The 18,101-nt window shown below is 35.4% G+C and carries 19 protein-coding genes; 12 read left to right on the plus strand and 7 right to left on the minus strand.

The window, feature by feature from the left end; genetic code table 11:
- Positions 1-2,472 precede the first annotated feature (2,472 nt).
- Both RT250_RS13640 and RT250_RS00005 read left to right on the plus strand, forming a co-directional pair.
- The gene (locus tag RT250_RS13640) at positions 2,473-2,895 is read left to right on the plus strand and encodes a DUF6943 family protein (RefSeq protein WP_435373062.1); all 423 of its coding nucleotides are present in this window, start codon (positions 2,473-2,475) and stop codon (positions 2,893-2,895) included.
- A gap of 59 nt (positions 2,896-2,954) precedes the next feature.
- A complete protein-coding gene (locus RT250_RS00005) occupies positions 2,955-3,227 on the plus strand; it encodes a hypothetical protein (RefSeq protein WP_313110947.1) in 273 nt (90 codons plus the stop codon).
- Here RT250_RS00005 and RT250_RS00010 read toward each other — a convergent pair.
- From RT250_RS00010 to RT250_RS00020, 3 genes are read right to left on the minus strand one after another with little or no spacing between them, the layout of a single operon-like run.
- Entirely contained in the window at positions 3,201-3,437 is a 237-nt protein-coding gene (locus RT250_RS00010; protein ID WP_139855267.1) for a hypothetical protein, read from the minus strand. The genes RT250_RS00005 and RT250_RS00010 overlap by 27 nt on opposite strands.
- Positions 3,415-3,837, minus strand: coding sequence for a DUF5675 family protein (locus RT250_RS00015; RefSeq protein ID WP_313110950.1), 423 nt, complete (start codon positions 3,835-3,837; stop codon positions 3,415-3,417). Before RT250_RS00015 ends, RT250_RS00010 begins: the two co-directional genes overlap by 23 nt.
- A gap of 3 nt (positions 3,838-3,840) precedes the next feature.
- The gene (locus RT250_RS00020; RefSeq protein ID WP_313110951.1) at positions 3,841-4,596 is read right to left on the minus strand and encodes a hypothetical protein; all 756 of its coding nucleotides are present in this window, start codon (positions 4,594-4,596) and stop codon (positions 3,841-3,843) included.
- 195 nt (positions 4,597-4,791) lie between these two features.
- Between RT250_RS00020 and RT250_RS00025 the strand changes: the two genes are divergently transcribed.
- Positions 4,792-4,992, plus strand: a complete 201-nt coding sequence (locus RT250_RS00025; RefSeq protein ID WP_313110952.1) for a hypothetical protein — start codon at positions 4,792-4,794, stop codon at positions 4,990-4,992.
- A 271-nt stretch (positions 4,993-5,263) separates the two neighbouring features.
- On the opposite strand, the gene RT250_RS00030 is transcribed toward RT250_RS00025, so the two are convergent.
- Positions 5,264-5,551, minus strand: a complete 288-nt coding sequence (locus RT250_RS00030; protein WP_313110954.1) for a hypothetical protein — start codon at positions 5,549-5,551, stop codon at positions 5,264-5,266.
- Between the two features lie 816 nt (positions 5,552-6,367).
- Here RT250_RS00030 and RT250_RS00035 point away from each other — a divergent pair.
- Entirely contained in the window at positions 6,368-6,508 is a 141-nt protein-coding gene (locus RT250_RS00035; protein ID WP_271424165.1) for a hypothetical protein, read from the plus strand.
- 8 nt (positions 6,509-6,516) lie between these two features.
- On the opposite strand, the gene RT250_RS00040 is transcribed toward RT250_RS00035, so the two are convergent.
- Positions 6,517-9,504, minus strand: coding sequence for a DNA polymerase III subunit alpha (locus tag RT250_RS00040; protein WP_313110959.1), 2,988 nt, complete (start codon positions 9,502-9,504; stop codon positions 6,517-6,519).
- Positions 9,505-10,719: a DNA polymerase IV gene (gene dinB / locus RT250_RS00045; protein WP_313110960.1), complete on the minus strand. Its 1,215-nt coding sequence runs from the start codon at positions 10,717-10,719 to the stop codon at positions 9,505-9,507.
- A gap of 227 nt (positions 10,720-10,946) precedes the next feature.
- Between dinB and RT250_RS00050 the strand changes: the two genes are divergently transcribed.
- From RT250_RS00050 to RT250_RS00085, 8 genes are all read left to right on the plus strand, one after another.
- Positions 10,947-11,522 carry a sugar O-acetyltransferase gene (locus RT250_RS00050; RefSeq protein ID WP_313110961.1) on the plus strand — a complete coding sequence of 192 codons (576 nt, stop codon included), beginning with the start codon at positions 10,947-10,949 and terminating at the stop codon, positions 11,520-11,522.
- Between the two features lie 206 nt (positions 11,523-11,728).
- A complete protein-coding gene (locus tag RT250_RS00055) occupies positions 11,729-12,412 on the plus strand; it encodes a DUF6624 domain-containing protein (protein ID WP_313110963.1) in 684 nt (227 codons plus the stop codon).
- A 130-nt stretch (positions 12,413-12,542) separates the two neighbouring features.
- Positions 12,543-13,016 (plus strand): hypothetical protein, encoded by a 474-nt coding sequence (locus tag RT250_RS00060; protein WP_313110964.1) that lies wholly within the window; start codon positions 12,543-12,545, stop codon positions 13,014-13,016.
- 220 nt (positions 13,017-13,236) lie between these two features.
- The gene (locus RT250_RS00065) at positions 13,237-13,779 is read left to right on the plus strand and encodes a DUF4287 domain-containing protein (protein ID WP_139855226.1); all 543 of its coding nucleotides are present in this window, start codon (positions 13,237-13,239) and stop codon (positions 13,777-13,779) included.
- Positions 13,780-14,021: 242 nt separating this feature from the next.
- The gene (locus tag RT250_RS00070) at positions 14,022-14,510 is read left to right on the plus strand and encodes a MepB family protein (RefSeq protein ID WP_313110967.1); all 489 of its coding nucleotides are present in this window, start codon (positions 14,022-14,024) and stop codon (positions 14,508-14,510) included.
- A 182-nt stretch (positions 14,511-14,692) separates the two neighbouring features.
- A complete protein-coding gene (locus tag RT250_RS00075; RefSeq protein WP_313110969.1) occupies positions 14,693-15,229 on the plus strand; it encodes a hypothetical protein in 537 nt (178 codons plus the stop codon).
- 250 nt (positions 15,230-15,479) lie between these two features.
- Positions 15,480-16,868, plus strand: a complete 1,389-nt coding sequence (locus RT250_RS00080; RefSeq protein WP_313110971.1) for an MATE family efflux transporter — start codon at positions 15,480-15,482, stop codon at positions 16,866-16,868.
- A gap of 204 nt (positions 16,869-17,072) precedes the next feature.
- Positions 17,073-17,279, plus strand: a complete 207-nt coding sequence (locus tag RT250_RS00085; protein ID WP_313110973.1) for a hypothetical protein — start codon at positions 17,073-17,075, stop codon at positions 17,277-17,279.
- Positions 17,280-17,380: 101 nt separating this feature from the next.
- Here the strand turns inward: RT250_RS00085 and RT250_RS00090 are convergent, their stop codons facing one another.
- The gene (locus RT250_RS00090; RefSeq protein ID WP_271424170.1) at positions 17,381-17,869 is read right to left on the minus strand and encodes an MgtC/SapB family protein; all 489 of its coding nucleotides are present in this window, start codon (positions 17,867-17,869) and stop codon (positions 17,381-17,383) included.
- Between the last annotated feature and the right edge of the window lie 232 nt (positions 17,870-18,101).

Genomic DNA, 18,101 nt, shown 5'->3' on the forward strand with positions numbered 1-18,101 from the left:
AAGAATCCCCAAAAACGTTACAAACAAATAATTATAATAAGAAAAGAAATTAAGGACATTATGATGACAAGTCGGCAATACATTAAAGTTCGGGAAGGCAGGTAAATAGGTGTTCGTCAGTCGTTCCGCTTTGTTCCGCAAAACATCCCGACAAGGGTATACAAAGCAGCTATACCTTAATATTTTAAATGGAATAGCTGCCCTTGTCGGGACCATAACTAGCACCACTGCGGCGACACGTCCTCGTTGGCGCTATTTATTTGTTTTGCTTCACACGCTACTCTCCTTCCTCACCCGTGGCTACTCCATCCCCCCAAACGGTGCGCAAGGTGAACGCAAAACTCAGCTCGCTGAAGTTTTGCTGAACCGCAGCCAACGTTGCGCACCGCAAACCCCAATAAGGTGCCTGCCCGACAGCAGGCGGGTTCGCAAGCTCACAACTTAATAATTGGGGGTCTGCCGCCACTTGTTAATTGGGCGAGCCTGCGTGTCGCTGCGGGCTAATCGGGCTGTCACGATTTTTGCATTGCCAATGCTTACAGTCACTAAGTTTCCCTCATTCGTGCCTCATTCCCTCAACTTAGCCACCTCCAGCAACGCGCACAAGAGTAGCCATTTCTCTACACCAAACGAGACTAAGCTAATCAATACGCAACGCCAGAAAAAGCAATTAAAAAAAACACCTCAACTCCTTAAAAATAGTCATATAAATAAACCTCTCTGGCGATGCTCCATTCACGCTATGTCATCGTTTCGTTTCGCTATATGGCTACCCTTGTCTTTTCCAACGCCAAAGCAAAAAATCGCGCCAGCCCTGCCGTAAACGGTAGCTGTCTGCCGCCCTCGACGCTCGTTCTTTTGCATCCAGCACCCTTGCTCCGCTCGCAGGCGGCTCGCATTATAGTTCCAGCAATCCATTCCGCTGCTCTCCATTCCTTGCTTCCACTATAGCTCCGCTTTGGTTTACCTGCCTAATGCAATATTATCAATTTTCAAGGTTGTTTTATAAAAGCCTCTTTTTTGGCCTATCGAAAATTTATCGTAATAATTTGAAATGAGAGCGCCGTCAAAACTTTAGGCTGTTTGAGCAATCCAAGTCTTTTACCAGATCAAAAGGCTTTAAAGCGAGTTCCTAAAGTTTAGGTGCCGAATGAAAAATTTAGATAAGTTTTCGTCAGCCTAGATTTTTTTGGTTCGTTTTTTCATCAATGGAAAAAATGAACATGTTAAATGTCTAAAACAAGATTTAATAGAAACATACTGTTATCCGGCTTCTACAAACAAGAACCCTTCAGATTCACCCCATTTACATAAAGGCAATAATCACACTTTAAATTCGGCTTTGCATTAACCTTCCATTAGAAATAAGTAAAAACTCAAACATAAGGCAAAGTTACAGGCGTGCGGATGCGAGAGCTGCAAGGGTTCACTACGCCTGTATGAAAAAATCTCCACCTTATCAGGTAGTATTTTTCCATCCAGCCCTTGCATCAGTCGCACCGATCCTGTGTTAACTGGCATTATGTTTAAGTTTTTATTTAGAGTCCGTTTAGGCAGCCGGTGGTTGCTGGCGGGCATACGCACTTCGGGCAAACCGTTCTTTATAGGTGTGCATTACGTAGGCTTCAAGGAGTATACGTTGCGCATTTTTTGGATAGAGTGCTGCCTCACAGAGCTCCCATTTTAGGGGGCTCTTTTTTTAATCGTTTCGTGAAAAGGTTTTAAGCAAATAAAACGAAGATTGCCGAATTAAATCGATTATTATCTGTAATGAAAAATGAAGTCCAAGTTTTTCTCTCTTAAGTCCTAATTGATACTCGTGCTTGTCATTTTGAAAATACAAATTAGATAGCCAAAATTCATTGTTTGATATAATACCTATAAAAGATGTCAAATCTGAATAGTGATATAACTTATTGGGTTTTTCTCTATTAATTTTGTTTAATATCATAGATCTTCTTTTTTATAGCACACAACATGTAGGCATAACACATTCACACGTCAAATATTAACCTCTATATATTATTAAATGCGACATCAAAACCCCAAAAGCCAATACAGGCCTTCAGGGTTAAATTAATTGGGGAGAGAATAAAGCACTAAGCTTCAACCTCAAACATAGTTAAATTATACTTAATATAAAAAGTGTTTTGAATTCAAAAAGGGACAGAATAAAACTTTATGCACTACACACCAAGCATCTAAAGATATTCATTCCTTAAAGCAAAAGAGCTGCGCAAAGTTAGGAGGGTTGCTTCCTTCGCACCAGCCACATAACGGGTTATCAAGGTCAAGCACTTTGTGTTTTTATGAAAATCTCCACCCTTGGGGTAGTATTTTCATTCAAAAACCTTGACAACCCTAGCAACCCTCCTGGTCTAAAGCTTTCTCTTTTCTACTTTTCGTTTTTCCGAAAAAAAATGAAAGCAGAAAAGTGATTCTCAATAAAGTTTAATTAAAAATTGATGCATTATGAAAGCTTTCAAAATCAAAACACATCGACTAGGGCAAACCTACCATGCCCCACATTTCTTCATCCTTAGCAAAGGAAACAATGCCGGAAAACCAAGTGTTTCTGAATTCACAAACTCATTTGTAATTACAGCAAACACTCAAAAACAAGCCCATCAGCTCTTTTGGATTTGCAACATCTTATACACTGGGCACTACTTTCGTACAAGATTATGCGGGTCCGTAATTCCATTTATCCGAATTGGCGAAGTTCAATCACTATTGGAACGAATGATCTTAAATTATGAAGGACACCATTGGTACGGCCGCTTCCAAGCCCTTGAAAAACTGGAGCAATTAATCAAAGTTCTTCAGCACCAAAAAAACTGCATTAACCAATACAAACTATTACTGATGCAGTCCTACCAACTGGATAGAGATTGAACGATTTATCAAACGAAAAAGCCCAGGAGTAATTCCCTGGGCTTCTGATTATAATTACGATGAAGATCTATACCTCATCTGAATTTTTCTTTTTCCGAAAACTTACATCCGATTTGAATTTTGCAGAAAAGAAATTTTTGACAACAATTTTTAAAGATATCGAAACCGAAAAACTAACTACCGCACCAACAAATGCAAGAATCCCTGTTCGAATTAAATCATCCGACCCAATAACCGGCCACGTAGCCAAAAAAGTACCACCACAAGTACCAGCAATTGTTGAAAGCGATTTAAACGACATCTTCTCAATTATTATTTTCTTTATTTTTTAATTCTTCACCATCACTAACCACCGCCTGACTCACCGCCGTAACGACAGTTCCAGCCACTGTTAGATAAGAAGCAATAGAAATTAATGTTGCAGGCAGCGTGATAGGAGCCGTCAAAATTGCAGCTCCCGAGGCACCCAAGGCAATACCAACATTCCGCAAAATCTTAAAGAATTTTGGCGTAGGTTTCTTATATCGATCTAATATGTTCATACAAACTGTTTTTAATGGTTAATACAACTTCCTCTTTTCGGTCAAAGGCCTGGTGGCACAACGAAAGGACCTTTTGCATCGCCGCCCGGGAATTGCTTCCCCTTCCTATGCCTACCAACTCCGAAACTGGTGAAATACACCCACGTAGCTCTTTCTTTGCATAATTGGCTGAATGCAACAAAATCAACTGCCGATTAGGTACATTCTTAACCAATAGATGATTACCAAACTTCTTTGAATATCTAGCCTCAAGTTTATAAGAGTCCTCAGGAATACAAGATTCCATCTTCCGATTATCCACCCAAGGAAGCTCAATGGTAAAACACAAAAATCGATTATTCAAAAAGAGGGAGCCATTGGTTCCCTCTTGATGATAACTACGTTCTAAAACCAACTCCATAGTCTACTGCTTATCGGTGAGCACAATTGCCAAGGCGTTATACATTCCGTTTTTCAGCGAATACATCTCACCATTTACCTCCTGATAAAACTCAACTCCTAATACCCCAACAACAGGAAGTGTTGAGTTTGCAGTAAGCGTAGAAACCAAGTTCAATGCAGCCGTATCAGGTACTGTATATGGTAAAATCCCAGAGCTGTCCATATCAAAAACAAACAAATCGTTTTCAAAATCCAACTCAGCAGCACCCGAAATCATTCTAAAATGAGTCGTTCCCCCTGGAGCCGCAATTCTAACTACTGGACTAAACGGTGCCAAATCCGCAGTAAACTCACCTGTAACTCGGTCAAAACCTGCAGTGTAAGGAGAAAACAAAGTGTTTCCCAGCTTCCCGCGAATGTTAAAATCAAAATCATTAATCAGATCAAGATTTCCATCCTGAACAGTTCGTAAACCCCTCTCATTTACCGTATCCGATTTCACAACTACAAGCATCTCTTTGGTTAATCTACTAGTAACACGTTTGTCTTTTGCATTCTGCATCAAAATACGCAGCGCATTTCTAACAAGCTTTCCACCCTTGCCAGCACGTCCAAATTCAGCACCATTCTCACGAGTTCTCTGAAAAGCAGGATCGTTCATAATACGGTTCTTGTCCACACCGCCCTTTTCTCGGGCTAAATGTCCATCCGATGTCTTATAAAAGGAAATATCGCCGATAGTTCCTTTTAATTTAATAATTCCACTTTGTCTTGCCATTGCTATAAAATTTTAAGTTCTCAACAAAACACCGTATTTTTAACTCACCACACGATTTTGACCCTCCACCCGTTCCGAACAAGTACCTTTTTACCGAATCTTCCGGTAAAACATTCCAAATAAACTCTCAGCCGAGTGTGGATAGTGTATAGATACTGTACGGATGAAGTATAGATAATGTATGAAAGAAGTATTATGAAGTCAGATCGAGTATGCATATTCCCTAAAGACGTCCAGCGCATCACCGGAAGAAGTGAGCGATATGGTAGATTACTTTTGCATCAAATCAGAAAACACTTCGACAAACAACCTCATCAATTTATCACCGTGGATGAGTTCGCAGAATTCACAGGTATCAATATTGAGACAGTAAAGGACTTTCTTAAAAACAACTAATCTGCATTAAATCTTATGACTGACATTAGACAAAAGTTCTTATCTTTACAATTGAATATGAAGGTAAATCAATTCAACGCACAATAAATCATATATACCCTAATCAGACACCCCTCTGAAACACAAAGAGTTAACTTACTGATAATCAATGGGTAACACACAGGGTTCTCTTCCTGTCATCTCGACAAGAAAAAACACCAAACAACACTAAAGCCCTGTAAATCATATGGTTTACAGGGTTTTTTAATTTTGAAATCGATGGCAAAAAATATTACAACTCCCCCTTTTTGACAAATTGGTAGTAATTACTTTTTTTCCCATCGATGATTCTTTCATCATACAGCAATTGAAAATTATTTTCATCAAAAATTTCAAAAAAAACATCCCAGGAAATATTATTTAAAAACTCTTTATTCTCGTGAAAATTGATTCTTAACATTTGCCCTGCCATAGACTTATTGGCTATCCCTTCTGTCATAGCAGGTACACCTTCTCGCGCTTCAACCCAATTTTTAATGGTTGTATGGTTGTCTGTTGTTTTTAATTCTTCTGATTTCATAATTTCTCCTTTTAATGTATCTAAGTAATATTATTAAAATAGTAGTATTCCTATTTTCTTTTCTAATTAGACTTCACTTTTTAGGTGAATGTCTTTATCGTGATAATGGATTCTGAATTTATCTGTTTCTCAAAACACGAATATTTCATGCGGTAGCAAGGTTTATCGCCACTATAACTTTATCCACAATTGTCTTGCCGATTGTTTGCAAGCTTGACAAATTAATTTTATGGGTAACAACCTTCCTATTATAAAGTTAGCGTTCACAGTTGGAATAATAAAATATGCTAACAATTTTTTAATACTTAATTCTTATAGATTCAACAAGAGTAATGGTTGTGACTTACTATTATAAGGCAGCTAAATAGATGAAAAAAAATCAAACAGCCAGTTTAATTATATTAATCGCCTCTACTTTCAGTTGGAAACCCATAGGCATAAAAAACATATAACAAAAATTATATCTTTTAGCTCTTAACTACTTGTACCTGCTTTCCCTTAGAAGGAAATCAAAATTTTTATAGAGCGCGTAATAATTTTTATTTCGGTTAGGCCTCAAAGCTTGTTTAACGACTATGATAAACTTTCTTCAAGTGTGAAATTAGCTATCTAAATATTTCCATACCTAAAGAGGATTCAGAATATAGTAAACTCTCGCGCTTTATCTTTTTAGTAAAAATAATTTCAGGTTAGTACTATAAATCGGAAGTTTAACCTCTTAATTGTTCTTACATCCTTTATTTCGTATTTTTATATTTCATAAATAGTATTCAATTATTTGGATATTCAACAATTAAGAACTTAAAATCTAGAATCATGGATGATAAAGAAAATAATACCCGTCCCGAACAACGACCTGTTGATCCTGAGAAAAATAATGCTACGCAAGAAAGAGAATATCGAAAAGATAAGAGAGCAGGGAAAATTGGTAATACGAAAATCGATTCAGAAGAATAACTAATCCGCTAAAGAATAGTATTCTTACTAGAGTTTTCAATTCCAGATTGCCGTGGGTCTGGTAAAAGATTTTGAAACTTTATTTTTTCAACAACTATAGATAAGTAGTCTAAATCGTCTACTACTTTTCCAGTAATCAAATACACCCCGTTTGTTCTTATAGAATATTTACGCGCAATTTCAGGAAAGTGAACTGTATCAAAAATCACTCCTTCGTAATCGATAAATGTCCCGAAAATCATAATATCGCCATTACTGGTTCCGGTCTGCTTGGCGGTAATCAACTTACCAAAAATAGAGATACGCTTCCCTATATTATAAGGGATGTCTTTAGCCAAACAATTAGGCAGGTTGTCTTTTTGAATTAGATTGAAATACCCCTTTAATGGAAACCCTATTAATTCCAATTCATCGTAAGCATCAATTAAATGATTACTAAGTATTTCTGGCAGTGTAAAATTTACTTGCTTAGGCTTAAACAACACTAGTGCAGTATCATCAAGCTTGTTTTTTGAAGCTTTAAGATGTGCTTCCCACATTATTTGATGCTTGTCTTTTCCTGTAAACCTAAAACAGTCTATTCGAATTAATGTTATTAATTGTTCGATACCAATGGGCACACGCTCTATAAAATCATCAAAGTCCTCAAAATCGCCATACAATCGCCTCGATTTTAATATCCTTTCCACTACCCTTTCCTCCAAATCGCGTATTAACACAAATCCCAAGTAGATGGTTTTACCTTGAATTATTGTTTCATAAAAACTATTATTTATACAAGGTTTTTCTACAATTCCACCCTGTAAAACAATTTCTTGAACATAGGTTTCTATAGAATAAAATCCACCCCCATTATTGAGTACGGCAACCATAAACTCTAAAGGGAAATATCGTTTTAAATACAAGCTTTGATAACTTTCTACAGCATAGGATGCCGAATGGCCCTTGGCAAAAGCGTAACCCGCAAAAGCACTTACTTGATTCCAAACCTCCATTGTTAGTTCTTCAGAATACCCTTTTTGCAGACAGTTACTCTTAAACTTTTTCTCAACAGCGATAAATTCCTCTTTAGATCTAGACTTCCCACTCATCCCTCTTCTTAATACATCTGCTTCTCCCAAATCCAGTCCTGCAAAATAATGCGCTACTTTTAATACATCTTCTTGATAAACCATTACACCATAGGTTTCGTGAAGAATTTCTAATAAAACAGGATGACCGTTCTTTCGCTTTTCGGGGAATTTGTGCCTTATTATATATTCATTTTTCATTCCGCCATTGGTTACTCCAGGCCTAATAATCGAGCTTGCAGCTACAAGACCTAGATAATCTTGCGTTCGCAACTTGGTCATTAAAACACGCATGGCAGGGGACTCAACATAAAAAACGCCCATACAATCTCCAGTTTTCAACAATTCATTGATATTAGGGTCATTTTTAAACTGATAAACCTGATTTATATCTGCTACTTCTGCTTCAGGCTGATTGTACTTTATAATTTCCAGACATTCTTTTATCTTAGAAAGTCCTCGTTGCGCTAGAATATCAAATTTAAAAATGCCGACATCTTCAGATATATTCATATCTATCTGAACTGTTTGAAAGCCCTTTGGCGGCATAAATGTGGCAGCAAAATAGTTGATAGGTTTATTCGTAATTAAAATCCCTCCGGAGTGAACACTTAAATAATTTGGAAACCCACTTATTAATTTCCCGTATTTCACAATCAGTTGAAAGTATTCATCCGCTTTTGAAGCCGTTTTCCCACTTTGTAGAAATGCATCTATTTCGTGTTTTGGAATTCCAAAAACTTTTCCCAGCTCTCGTACTACTGCCCGGTATTTAAATGTAACATAAGTCCCCATTAATGCAGTATTCGGAAATCGCTCAAAGATATATCGTGTAATATCATCCCTATCACGCCAGGAAAAATCTAAATCGAAATCGGGAGGCGAGGACCTATATATGTTGATGAAACGTTCAAAGTAAAGATCGAGTTCAATCGGGTCAACGTTTGTGATTTCTATAATATAAGCAACCACACTATTAGCACCACTTCCACGACCTATATAGGGGTAATTCTTCGACTTTGCGTATTGCAATAAATCCCAATTAATTAAAAAATAGGATACAAAATCCATCTCCTTAATAGCTTTGAGCTCCTTTTCGATTCTATCATAAACAACTTGATCAGGGTTTGGATATCGTTTTTCGAGATTCTCAAAAACCAATTTTCTTAGAAAATTAAAATCAGCATTTTTATCTTTCAAATAGCACTGTTGATTCTGATTCTCTCTTTCTGAATTGAATTTGAAAGCTACATTTGTTTCAGAAAGTAGTCTCTTAGTGTTTTCAATTGCAAGAGGAAATTCTTCAAAGTGATTTAATATTTCTGCTTTTGAAAACATCTTATCAGTTTTTAAACCTTGTTCTTCTTCAGGAAGTTTGCTTAACAAAGTGTTTAACCCAATTGCTCGCAATAATCTGTGAGCGTTATAATCCCTTTGCCCGCGAAATGTAACCGTTTGTTGAATAATTAAATTTTTATAATTCCGATATTTCGAAAACTTCAGCTTTCTTAACCCCACAACAGACACCCCTATATATTCATTCTCCTTAAATGAAGTTTTTTCCAATTCCATTACTTTTTCAAATGGATATATAATTGTGCAATCCTTTAGACTAGGACATAAATCTGGAAACTCTTTTTTTTGATGTAAGTATTCGGTTAAATATTCGTTTATACATTGAAATCCTAAATTGCTTTTAGCAATTACAACGTATTGCTGATTTATTCCATTTCGAAAATCGACACCTACCGAAACCTTAATATTATATGTTGAAGCATTTTTAAGCACACTCAAGCAAGCAGAAGTGGAGTTAATATCGGTAAGCGCAAACGAGTCAATATCATTTTGCTGCGCCAATTCCAGAAGCTCAATTTCTGAAATGGTACCGTAACGTAATGAATAGTAACTGTGACAATTTGTATACATTTATTGTTTTCTATGTGCCAACAACAAAGGAGGTTCGCCATTAAAAGGATTGTGATTGCTACGAATAGATTTTACATCTAGCGTAGAAGCTCTCATTACGGCCCCGCTGCCAAATCGATTTCTAATTTTATCGAGTGATGCATATAAATTCAAATTCTTTAAATCGTCGTCAAACAAGTTTATTTGATAATGCCCCCCAGTAAGATGTGAGAAATTAACGCCAATTAATCGCACCAAAATTCGCCTTTGGTATATTTTATTAAAGAGATTGTGAATAAGCGGTATTAAAATATGATCGGCACTTGTAAAAGGAATTTTTAATTGTTTGCTATAGGTGCTAAAATCTGAATACCGAACTTTAACCGAAACACAACTTGTAAGTTTATTGCCCAACCGCAACTGATAAGCGAGCGTCTCTCCCATAGCAGTTAGACTAGCTTCAAGTTTTTTAATATCTATAGTATCCTTATCAAACGTTCGTTCGGTAGATATAGATTTTCGTTCGCTATATTGAACTACGGGTGTTTTATCAATACCATTGGCTCTATTCCAAATAAGTCTTCCATTTTTACCCAACACCGAAACCAACATTTCTACAGGCATATTTTGAAGGGTGCGGACTTCGTGAATCCCTAAATTTCGCAATTGTTGACTTGTAACTTTTCCCACCATTGGGATTTTACGAACAGAAAGAGGAGCTAAAAAATCTTTTTCAAAACCAGAATCAATTTTAATTTGGTTGTTAGGCTTTGCCTCTCCAGTAGCTACTTTAGAAACCACTTTATTCTTGGAAAGACCGAATGAAATTGGCAAGCCTGTTTCTTTAATAATGGTGTGTCGGAGTTCTTTAGAAAATTTATAGTTCCCAAAAAAACGATCCATTCCTGTTAAGTCTGCATAAAACTCATCTACACTCGTTTTTTCAAAAACGGGAACTTGAGATTTTATAATCTCGGTCACCATATCTGAATACTTCATATAGGTACCCGAATTCCCTTTTATAACAATAGCTTCTGGACACAGCTGCCTTGCCATTTTCATCGACATCCCCGAGTGTATTCCAAATCCTCTGGTTTCGTAACTACAAGCAGCAACTACTCCTCTATCCCCAATCCCCCCCACTAGAACAGGACGCTTCAATAAACGACTATCTAAAAGTCGCTCTACCGAAACAAAGAATGTATCTAAATCTAAATGTAAAATCGACTTTTCCATTGATTTCCTACTAGCTAAAATTATAAATTGAATAATACAAAATTATGGATTATTTCCAAACTAATGGAAATAATCCAACATAAAAGATATTAACAGTAAAAGTGATTTAGTGGTATTTAATGGAAAGCGAGGTAGTACAAAGCGTTAGCTTTAAAATTTTGTGATTTAGAGGTTGGTTGTTTTTATTTAATATATTTACGTGTTGATATTCATTTGAAAAAATATTCGTGACCGAGAAAGAAAAAATGCTTAAAGGAAATTATTATGATTCCAGAGATTCGGAGTTAATGGATATGTATCATAAAGCAAGAAAATTATTAAAAGAATATAATAATCTCAATTCAGAGTTAATCAACGAACGAGAACGAATTTTAAGCGAGCTCTTTAATTTTAAAGGCTCAGGCGTTTGGATTGAGGCCCCATTTTTCTGTGATTATGGAGAAAATATTTCAATCGGAGAAAATACATTTGTCAATACAAATTGTATGTTTTTGGACAATAATAAAATAAGCATCGGAAGAAATGCATTAATTGGACCCTATGTCCAAATATATACTGCAAGCCACCCTTTAAAAGCATCTGAGCGAATAATTGAGAAAGGAATTGAATCTCGTTATCTAACTTCAACAAAGCCAGTTAAGATTGGCGATAAAGTTTGGATTGGAGGGAATACTATAATTTTGCCAGGTGTAACTATTGGTAACAATGTGACAATTGGAGCAGGAAGTGTTATAACTAAAGATATTCCTAATAACGTTTTAGCATTTGGAAACCCTTGTCAAGTGAAAAGAGAGTTAGAATAAAAATGAATCGCAACTTTGGTGGTGCGCTCCCAGAACTTCGATGGTGCGCGATTACATCGCGTTCCTTTCACAATCCCCTATTCATCCATATTAGCAAACATCATGATTCCATACACATAAACAGATTGCTTTAAAATTTTGTGACTTAAAGATTGGTGGTTTTTATTTGATATATTTACGTGATGTAATACATTAAAACCAATACTGTGAAAAAACTTGTATTACTTATAATTGTTATTTTCTCATCTTGTCTTAAAAAAGATAAATTTAATCCTGAATTAAAATCTGAATTATCTTCAATTTTAATAAGAGATCAAGGCTTTAGAGAATTATTTAATAGGAATATAACAGAAAAAATAAAATCCGAGCTTTTAAAATTATTAGAAATAAGCGAAACAGATTTTTTAGAAAACGAACGTGATATTTTTCGAAAAAACGACAGTCTTAATTTAATAAAAATTGAGAAAATCATCAACAAATATGGGTATCCAGGAAAATCTTTAGTGGGAGAACCTGAGAATGAAACTGCGTGGTTTGTTATTCAACATTCAGGTAAAATTGCGGATTATTTTCCTATCATTGAGAAAGCTGGACAAAGTGGAGAATTAGACCTCGTTAAGGTTGCGATGATGAAGGATAGATTACTAATGAACTTGGGAGAAGAGCAATTATATGGTAGCCAAGGAAAAAGGATTTTTTTTGTATGGCCACCTAGGAAACAGACAGATTCTAAAGTTATAATTTGGCCTATTAAAAACCCTGCGACAGTAAATACTTTGAGACAAGAAATCGGTTACAAAAATACTGTTGAAGAATACGCCCAAAGTTTGGGCATTGATTATAAACCCTATACTCTATCAGAAGTTAATCAAATGAATTCTGCAAAATAATAATTGGTTTTCATCTATTCACCAATCTCAAAAGCCTTAGGGACGCAATTTTTTATGGTTGGACAATTGTTGTTAATTTAATTACTTAACCACCCCAGATTAATAGCTTAAGTGTCGGCGTGCATTTAAAATGAATAAAACCACAAAAAAAATATTAATTTGGACGTTTTCGATTCTTGGAATTGGAATCATTGGATACATAGGTTTTGTAGGTTATGTAATGTATACTTTTGTGAGTGGTTGCGGAATGGATGACGGACCATTTAATGCAGTCCTAATTAAGCAATCACAAATTTCGGAAAATTCGGAAATCTTTGAATTGAAAAATAATGGAGTCTTAATTTTGGACAATCGAACAGACTCGCTCTCACCAACGCTAACTTTAAAAGAAAACGGAATTATTAAATGGACTTTAGACACTGATACACGCAACACTAAAGGATACGAATCGACGCGAATTTGGAAAATAAGCAATGTAATGGTAACTAAAAACTCTGACCCTATAAAACTGAATTTCGCAGGACATTGGACCTATGGAGCAGAAGCAGGTTCAATGGAAATTTCTCGAGATGATGGTGAAAATAGTTTTTGTTTGAGTTGGTAAAAAAATAAAGGTGACGCGCCAACACCATGCCTAATTAATCGTCTATTGTAGCTTACTTAAAAATATGTGTAGTTATCGGGACGCAAGTTTTTGATTCATACAGCCCACTTCGCTCGTGTCTATTTGGTTTGAATTGGTTAAATTAGTAGCAGAATCATGCAATCACTCTTACCGGAAAGCGTGACCCACTAAAATCCGAAGAACATAAAACACTATTCCTATGGACAAAGCTCTCAAAACAATGATTGACAATATGCCTGAAAAAACAGGAAAATCATTAAGTGAATGGAAAGCAATCTTGAAAGAAAAATCCTTTACCAAACATTCAGAAGGTGTAAAATATCTAAAAACTGAGCATAATGTTACTCACGGATTTGCCAATACTATTGTAACGCTTTCTAAGGATGAAAATACTCCTTCCGAAGACCTTATTGAAAATCAATATAAGGGTAAAGAAAATTTAATTCCAATTTATAAGGAACTCATTACATACATTAAATCATTAGGAGATGATGTGACTATAACTCCAAAAAAAGGAAGTGTAAGTATTATACGGAAAAGACAATTTGTTTTAATTAAACCTGCTACTAAAACTAGAATTGATTTAGGTTTTAAATTAAAAGACAAACCTACCACTGAAAGACTTGAGGACTCCGGGCCTTTTGGAACTATGTGTACACATAGAGTAAAGATATCGGAACTGAAAGAAATCGACCGTGAACTAAAAAAATGGATTAAAGAGGCTTACGAAAAATCGATATAAATGGGCTACCTTAACGTTCTCTGCTTACTTACCTCGCTAGTGCGCGATTGCATCGCGTTCCCTCCCAATTCCATGTTCATACATATTAGTAAAACACCGTGAAATCATTTAGCCATAAACCACCGCTACCTAAGAACCGAAACTTTCGAGAGCATCATCACGAAATTCTGACTTAGCATTTACCAAACCATACCCCAATAAAACCCAACAATCCCATACAAATAAATAGAGAGAACATTAAAATGAACAGCAATTTAAAAAAGATTGATAGAGAAATATACGCCAAATGTTCTCTTCAAATTTCGGACTTAAAAAAAGAACCAGAAGGAAAAGAATATGATGCTTGCCAATTCAAGCTTAACGGAATGAATATTATTTGTAGAAGTTCTAAAATTACACCTAAAAAAATTGGACAATTTGTAACTTTTTGGAAACGAAATAATAATGGAATAACAGAACCTTTTAACGAAAATGACAAGATTGACTATTATGTAATAAATGTAAATTCGGAAAATAATCTTGGGCAATTTGTATTTCCAAAATCTGAATTAATTAATACAGGAATAATAGCAACAAAACTAAAAGACGGAAAAAGAGGGTTTAGAGTTTATCCTATCTGGGACAAAGCAGAAAATAAGCAAGCTAAAAAAACTCAAAAGTGGCAGTTAAATTACTTTTACGAAATAAATAATTCAACGGACTTAAATATAGTGTCGGAATTATATAAATAACCATTATTAATACCCGCGCTGCTGCGCGATTGTATTATACGCATCCCATAATTTGAATGAAAAACTCCATTTTAAAGTATTCCATATTGCTCCTATTACTTTCGAGCTGTAGAATAATATATCCTGACATTAAATATGAGCCCATCAAGTTTGGTTCATACTACTTTCCCAAATTTGATGAAGTGAAGTTTAAGGAGAAACAAAAAGAATCTGGAGAAATCAATCTGTGGAATTCCACAGGGCCTAACGATTCTCTTAGTGAATTTACTAATCAGTGGTACTCAAAACACCTTAATAGTCTTGGGGAACCAATCTTACATACCAAGAAGAATAAAAAGAAAAAGGTTATAAGATTCACGCATTTAGGCACTTGGTCCAACCCTTATTCATATAGATTAGAGAAGGAAGATGAGGTGGTAAAAATAACCTACAATAAAACAAGAGGACTTGGTGGTTATAAAGCAGGTAGGAGAATTAAACACAAAACAAAGAAGGTAGATTTGGAAAAATGGGAACAAATCATAGAAAAAGTCGATAAAATTGATTTTTGGAATATTGAAACTCACGACCCCAATATGGTTTTAGACGGAGAAGAATGGATTTTAGAAATCTTAATCGACGACCGATATCATTTTGTAAGCAGAAGTAGCCCAGATGTTTACGATGGAAAAGAATATGCGGAATTATGTACGCTGATAACGAACTCGTTTAGTGAATAGAATTATTGCTAACGAGAGTTTAACCATAATATAGAATAAGTCTTTATCCAGAAGTAACTGTATAAACCATCTTTACAAATAATTAAATATCAAATATCAAAAAAAACGGCTTTCAATTTCTTACTACTTCTTCTATAAATGAAAATCCTGAAAATGGAAACAAGCTAATTTGGTTTTGTAATCTATAATCTTATGAGTATTAAGAGTTATTTAGGTATTACTTCGGAAAGGTTGTTATAATTTTGCCGTAATGACTCCTAATAAAAAAAATAAGTTTACAGAAGGGAGAATTCTTAGCTCTCTTATAAGCTTAGCTCTGCCCATAATTTTCGCCAATATTCTTCAATCTGCTTATCAGCTTATTGACACCTTTTGGTTAGGACGATTAGGGGCCGATGCAGTTGCGGCTGTGAGTTTAAGTTTTCCATTGCTTTTCTTAGTACTATCGTTAGGTGCTGGACTTACTTTGGCTGGAACTGTTTTAGTAGCGCGATACAAAGGCGCCGAAAATCAACAGCAGGTAGATTTTAGTTCATCTCAGAGTGTTTTCCTTATTTTTCTTACTTCTATTGTATTAGCAATTATCAGTTATTTTGCTTCAGCTCCTTTAATGGAATTAATTGGTGCCGGTCCTGATATTATAGACGATTCTATACAGTACTTTAAAGTATCCTCCTTAGGTTTTGTTTTTCTATTCCTGTTCTTCATTTTCCAATCACTAATGCGGGGAATTGGGAATGTAATGCTACCTGTATATATCGTTTTATTTACGGTAATACTTAACGCAGTTTTAGATCCACTTTTTATATATGGCTATGGGTTTGTGCCTGGATATGGCGTAGCAGGAGCAGCTGTGGCAAGTGTAGCTACTCAGGCTATGGCTTCCACAATTGGTTTAATTATTCTCTTTAGAGGGAAGCACGGAATTAAAATTTCGCTCTCGTCTATGTACTTCAATATGGAGAACTTAAAACGAACTTTTAACATAGGTTTTCCTGCGAGTATCGAGCAATCTACTCGTGCCTTGGGAATGACGTTTATGATGGTTATTGTTACAAGTTTTGGAAGTGACATAGTAGCTGCCTACGGAATTGGCGCTCGTATGTTGAGCTTTATTGTAATTCCCGCCTTGGGACTTGGGATTGCAACTACCTCTTTGGTAGGACAAAACATTGGAGCTTTAAAGATAAAACGTGCCGAAAAAGCCGCCAACCTTAGTGCTAAAGTATCATTCTTTAGCTTTACTGCTTTAGGATTAATAATGTTTTTGGTTGCCGAACCGCTAACAACCTTTTTTATTCCAGAAGATCCTCAGGTAATTCAAGATGGAACTTTATTTATAAAGATAATGTCGCTGAGTTTTGGTTTTCTCGGGTTACAGCAGGTAATGAACGGTACTTTTAACGGAGCGGGATTTACAAAAGCATCTATGTTTATTTCTATAATGAGTTTGTGGTTGGTACGTTTCCCATTAGCTTATTTGCTTTCATATACATTGGAAATGGGCCCCGAAGGTATTTGGTGGTCCTTCCCTATTTCAAACCTAATAGCAGGTATTGTTGCTTTCAGTTATTTCAAAACAGGCTATTGGAAGAAAAGGGTTGTTCGAGATAGAAGCTTTCTAACTGCTCATGATTAATGTTCCGTATCAAAATAAATTATTCATTTTTAAAAGTTAACAAATTAACTATCTCCACTTTATCGGTGTTAAATTATGTTAGCTAATATCGGAAAACGCAAAAGTTTTAATAGTTTGGCGAGTCAATAAATCTTTCAATTTTCATCTAAAGAAATTTGATTGACAGTAACTGAAGCAATTATTAACCTATTAAATATCTGTATTATGAAGAAGAAAACGCCAATGCTCGACCCAAAAGTTAAAAATGAACAAGATATAGAAAAGCAAGACTCTCCTGCTGAACCAAATTCAAAACCTGATACCGTAAAAAAACCAGAAAAAGGTGATGTTAAAGATGTTCCAGAATCTAATGACCCTGCTGGATATAGTGAATCTGAAAACATAAAGAAGTCCCCTTATAAAAAGGATTAAGGTTTTTAAAATATAAAATGAGTTTCTACAACAATAATGAGAATACTCACATAATTTTAGGTTGATGGACTTAAAACTGATAATGAGTTTTAAGGGCAAATTCAACCTACTTTTTTTCCAATAACTCCAAAGATTAGGTTTACAAGAAGTACTGCAACCGTAAACAAAATCAGATCAGTTACCAAGTATAAAGCCGCCAAACACCCTGCGGCTGCGCTGCACCAAATTGTGGCAGCTGTAGTTAAACCTTGTACTGTTCCTCCTTTTTTAAGAATTACTCCTGCACCTAAAAAGCCAATTCCAGTTACCACCTGACTTAGCACTCGAGTGAGATCTATAAACTTCCCTCCTTGATATTCCAAGGATAGGATAACAAAAGCACAAGCACCTACCGCAACAAGCATATTGGTTTTTAAGCCAGCATCCTTGCCTTTATATTCTCGTTCTAAACCTATTAAAAGCCCTGCAACAATGGCTAACAGAATTTTAAATAGAAAATCCGGACTAAACGAAAAGTCTGGCTCCTCTCCTATGCCTGTAAGTACTTTTTCAGTGGTTTGTATAACACTAAAAAGAAATGAAAACGTCATTTTGCTATTTTTTTAGGTTACTGATTGAGTCGATGAAAATTTATATTGGTTATAAAAATTTTTGTTAGTGAATTGCTTAATAGTAAAGGTCTTAAAAAAACACGAAAAGAATTAGATTCTACTTCCAAAATTTATGCAATAATTATAAATACTTTGTTATTAAACTTCAAAGTCTTTCAAATACCACTAGTTTTTAATCACCCTAAATCTTAACCCTCAAAAACACAAGGCT

The sequence above is a fragment of the Aequorivita sediminis genome, from assembly GCF_032080575.2.
GTDB lineage: Bacteria > Bacteroidota > Bacteroidia > Flavobacteriales > Flavobacteriaceae > Aequorivita > Aequorivita sediminis.

What these genes read in the sequence shown, in the direction of transcription:
- RT250_RS13640 (WP_435373062.1), top strand. Translation starts at nt 2,473, where the DNA reads ATGAAAGCTTTCAAAATCAAAACACATCGACTAGGGCAAACCTACCAT.
- RT250_RS00005 (WP_313110947.1), top strand. Translation starts at nt 2,955, where the DNA reads ATGAAGATCTATACCTCATCTGAATTTTTCTTTTTCCGAAAACTTACA.
- RT250_RS00010 (WP_139855267.1), bottom strand. Translation starts at nt 3,437, where the DNA reads ATGAACATATTAGATCGATATAAGAAACCTACGCCAAAATTCTTTAAG.
- RT250_RS00015 (WP_313110950.1), bottom strand. Translation starts at nt 3,837, where the DNA reads ATGGAGTTGGTTTTAGAACGTAGTTATCATCAAGAGGGAACCAATGGC.
- RT250_RS00020 (WP_313110951.1), bottom strand. Translation starts at nt 4,596, where the DNA reads ATGGCAAGACAAAGTGGAATTATTAAATTAAAAGGAACTATCGGCGAT.
- RT250_RS00025 (WP_313110952.1), top strand. Translation starts at nt 4,792, where the DNA reads ATGAAGTCAGATCGAGTATGCATATTCCCTAAAGACGTCCAGCGCATC.
- RT250_RS00030 (WP_313110954.1), bottom strand. Translation starts at nt 5,551, where the DNA reads ATGAAATCAGAAGAATTAAAAACAACAGACAACCATACAACCATTAAA.
- RT250_RS00035 (WP_271424165.1), top strand. Translation starts at nt 6,368, where the DNA reads ATGGATGATAAAGAAAATAATACCCGTCCCGAACAACGACCTGTTGAT.
- RT250_RS00040 (WP_313110959.1), bottom strand. Translation starts at nt 9,504, where the DNA reads ATGTATACAAATTGTCACAGTTACTATTCATTACGTTACGGTACCATT.
- dinB (WP_313110960.1), bottom strand. Translation starts at nt 10,719, where the DNA reads ATGGAAAAGTCGATTTTACATTTAGATTTAGATACATTCTTTGTTTCG.
- RT250_RS00060 (WP_313110964.1), top strand. Translation starts at nt 12,543, where the DNA reads ATGAATAAAACCACAAAAAAAATATTAATTTGGACGTTTTCGATTCTT.
- RT250_RS00065 (WP_139855226.1), top strand. Translation starts at nt 13,237, where the DNA reads ATGGACAAAGCTCTCAAAACAATGATTGACAATATGCCTGAAAAAACA.
- RT250_RS00070 (WP_313110967.1), top strand. Translation starts at nt 14,022, where the DNA reads ATGAACAGCAATTTAAAAAAGATTGATAGAGAAATATACGCCAAATGT.
- RT250_RS00080 (WP_313110971.1), top strand. Translation starts at nt 15,480, where the DNA reads ATGACTCCTAATAAAAAAAATAAGTTTACAGAAGGGAGAATTCTTAGC.
- RT250_RS00085 (WP_313110973.1), top strand. Translation starts at nt 17,073, where the DNA reads ATGAAGAAGAAAACGCCAATGCTCGACCCAAAAGTTAAAAATGAACAA.
- RT250_RS00090 (WP_271424170.1), bottom strand. Translation starts at nt 17,869, where the DNA reads ATGACGTTTTCATTTCTTTTTAGTGTTATACAAACCACTGAAAAAGTA.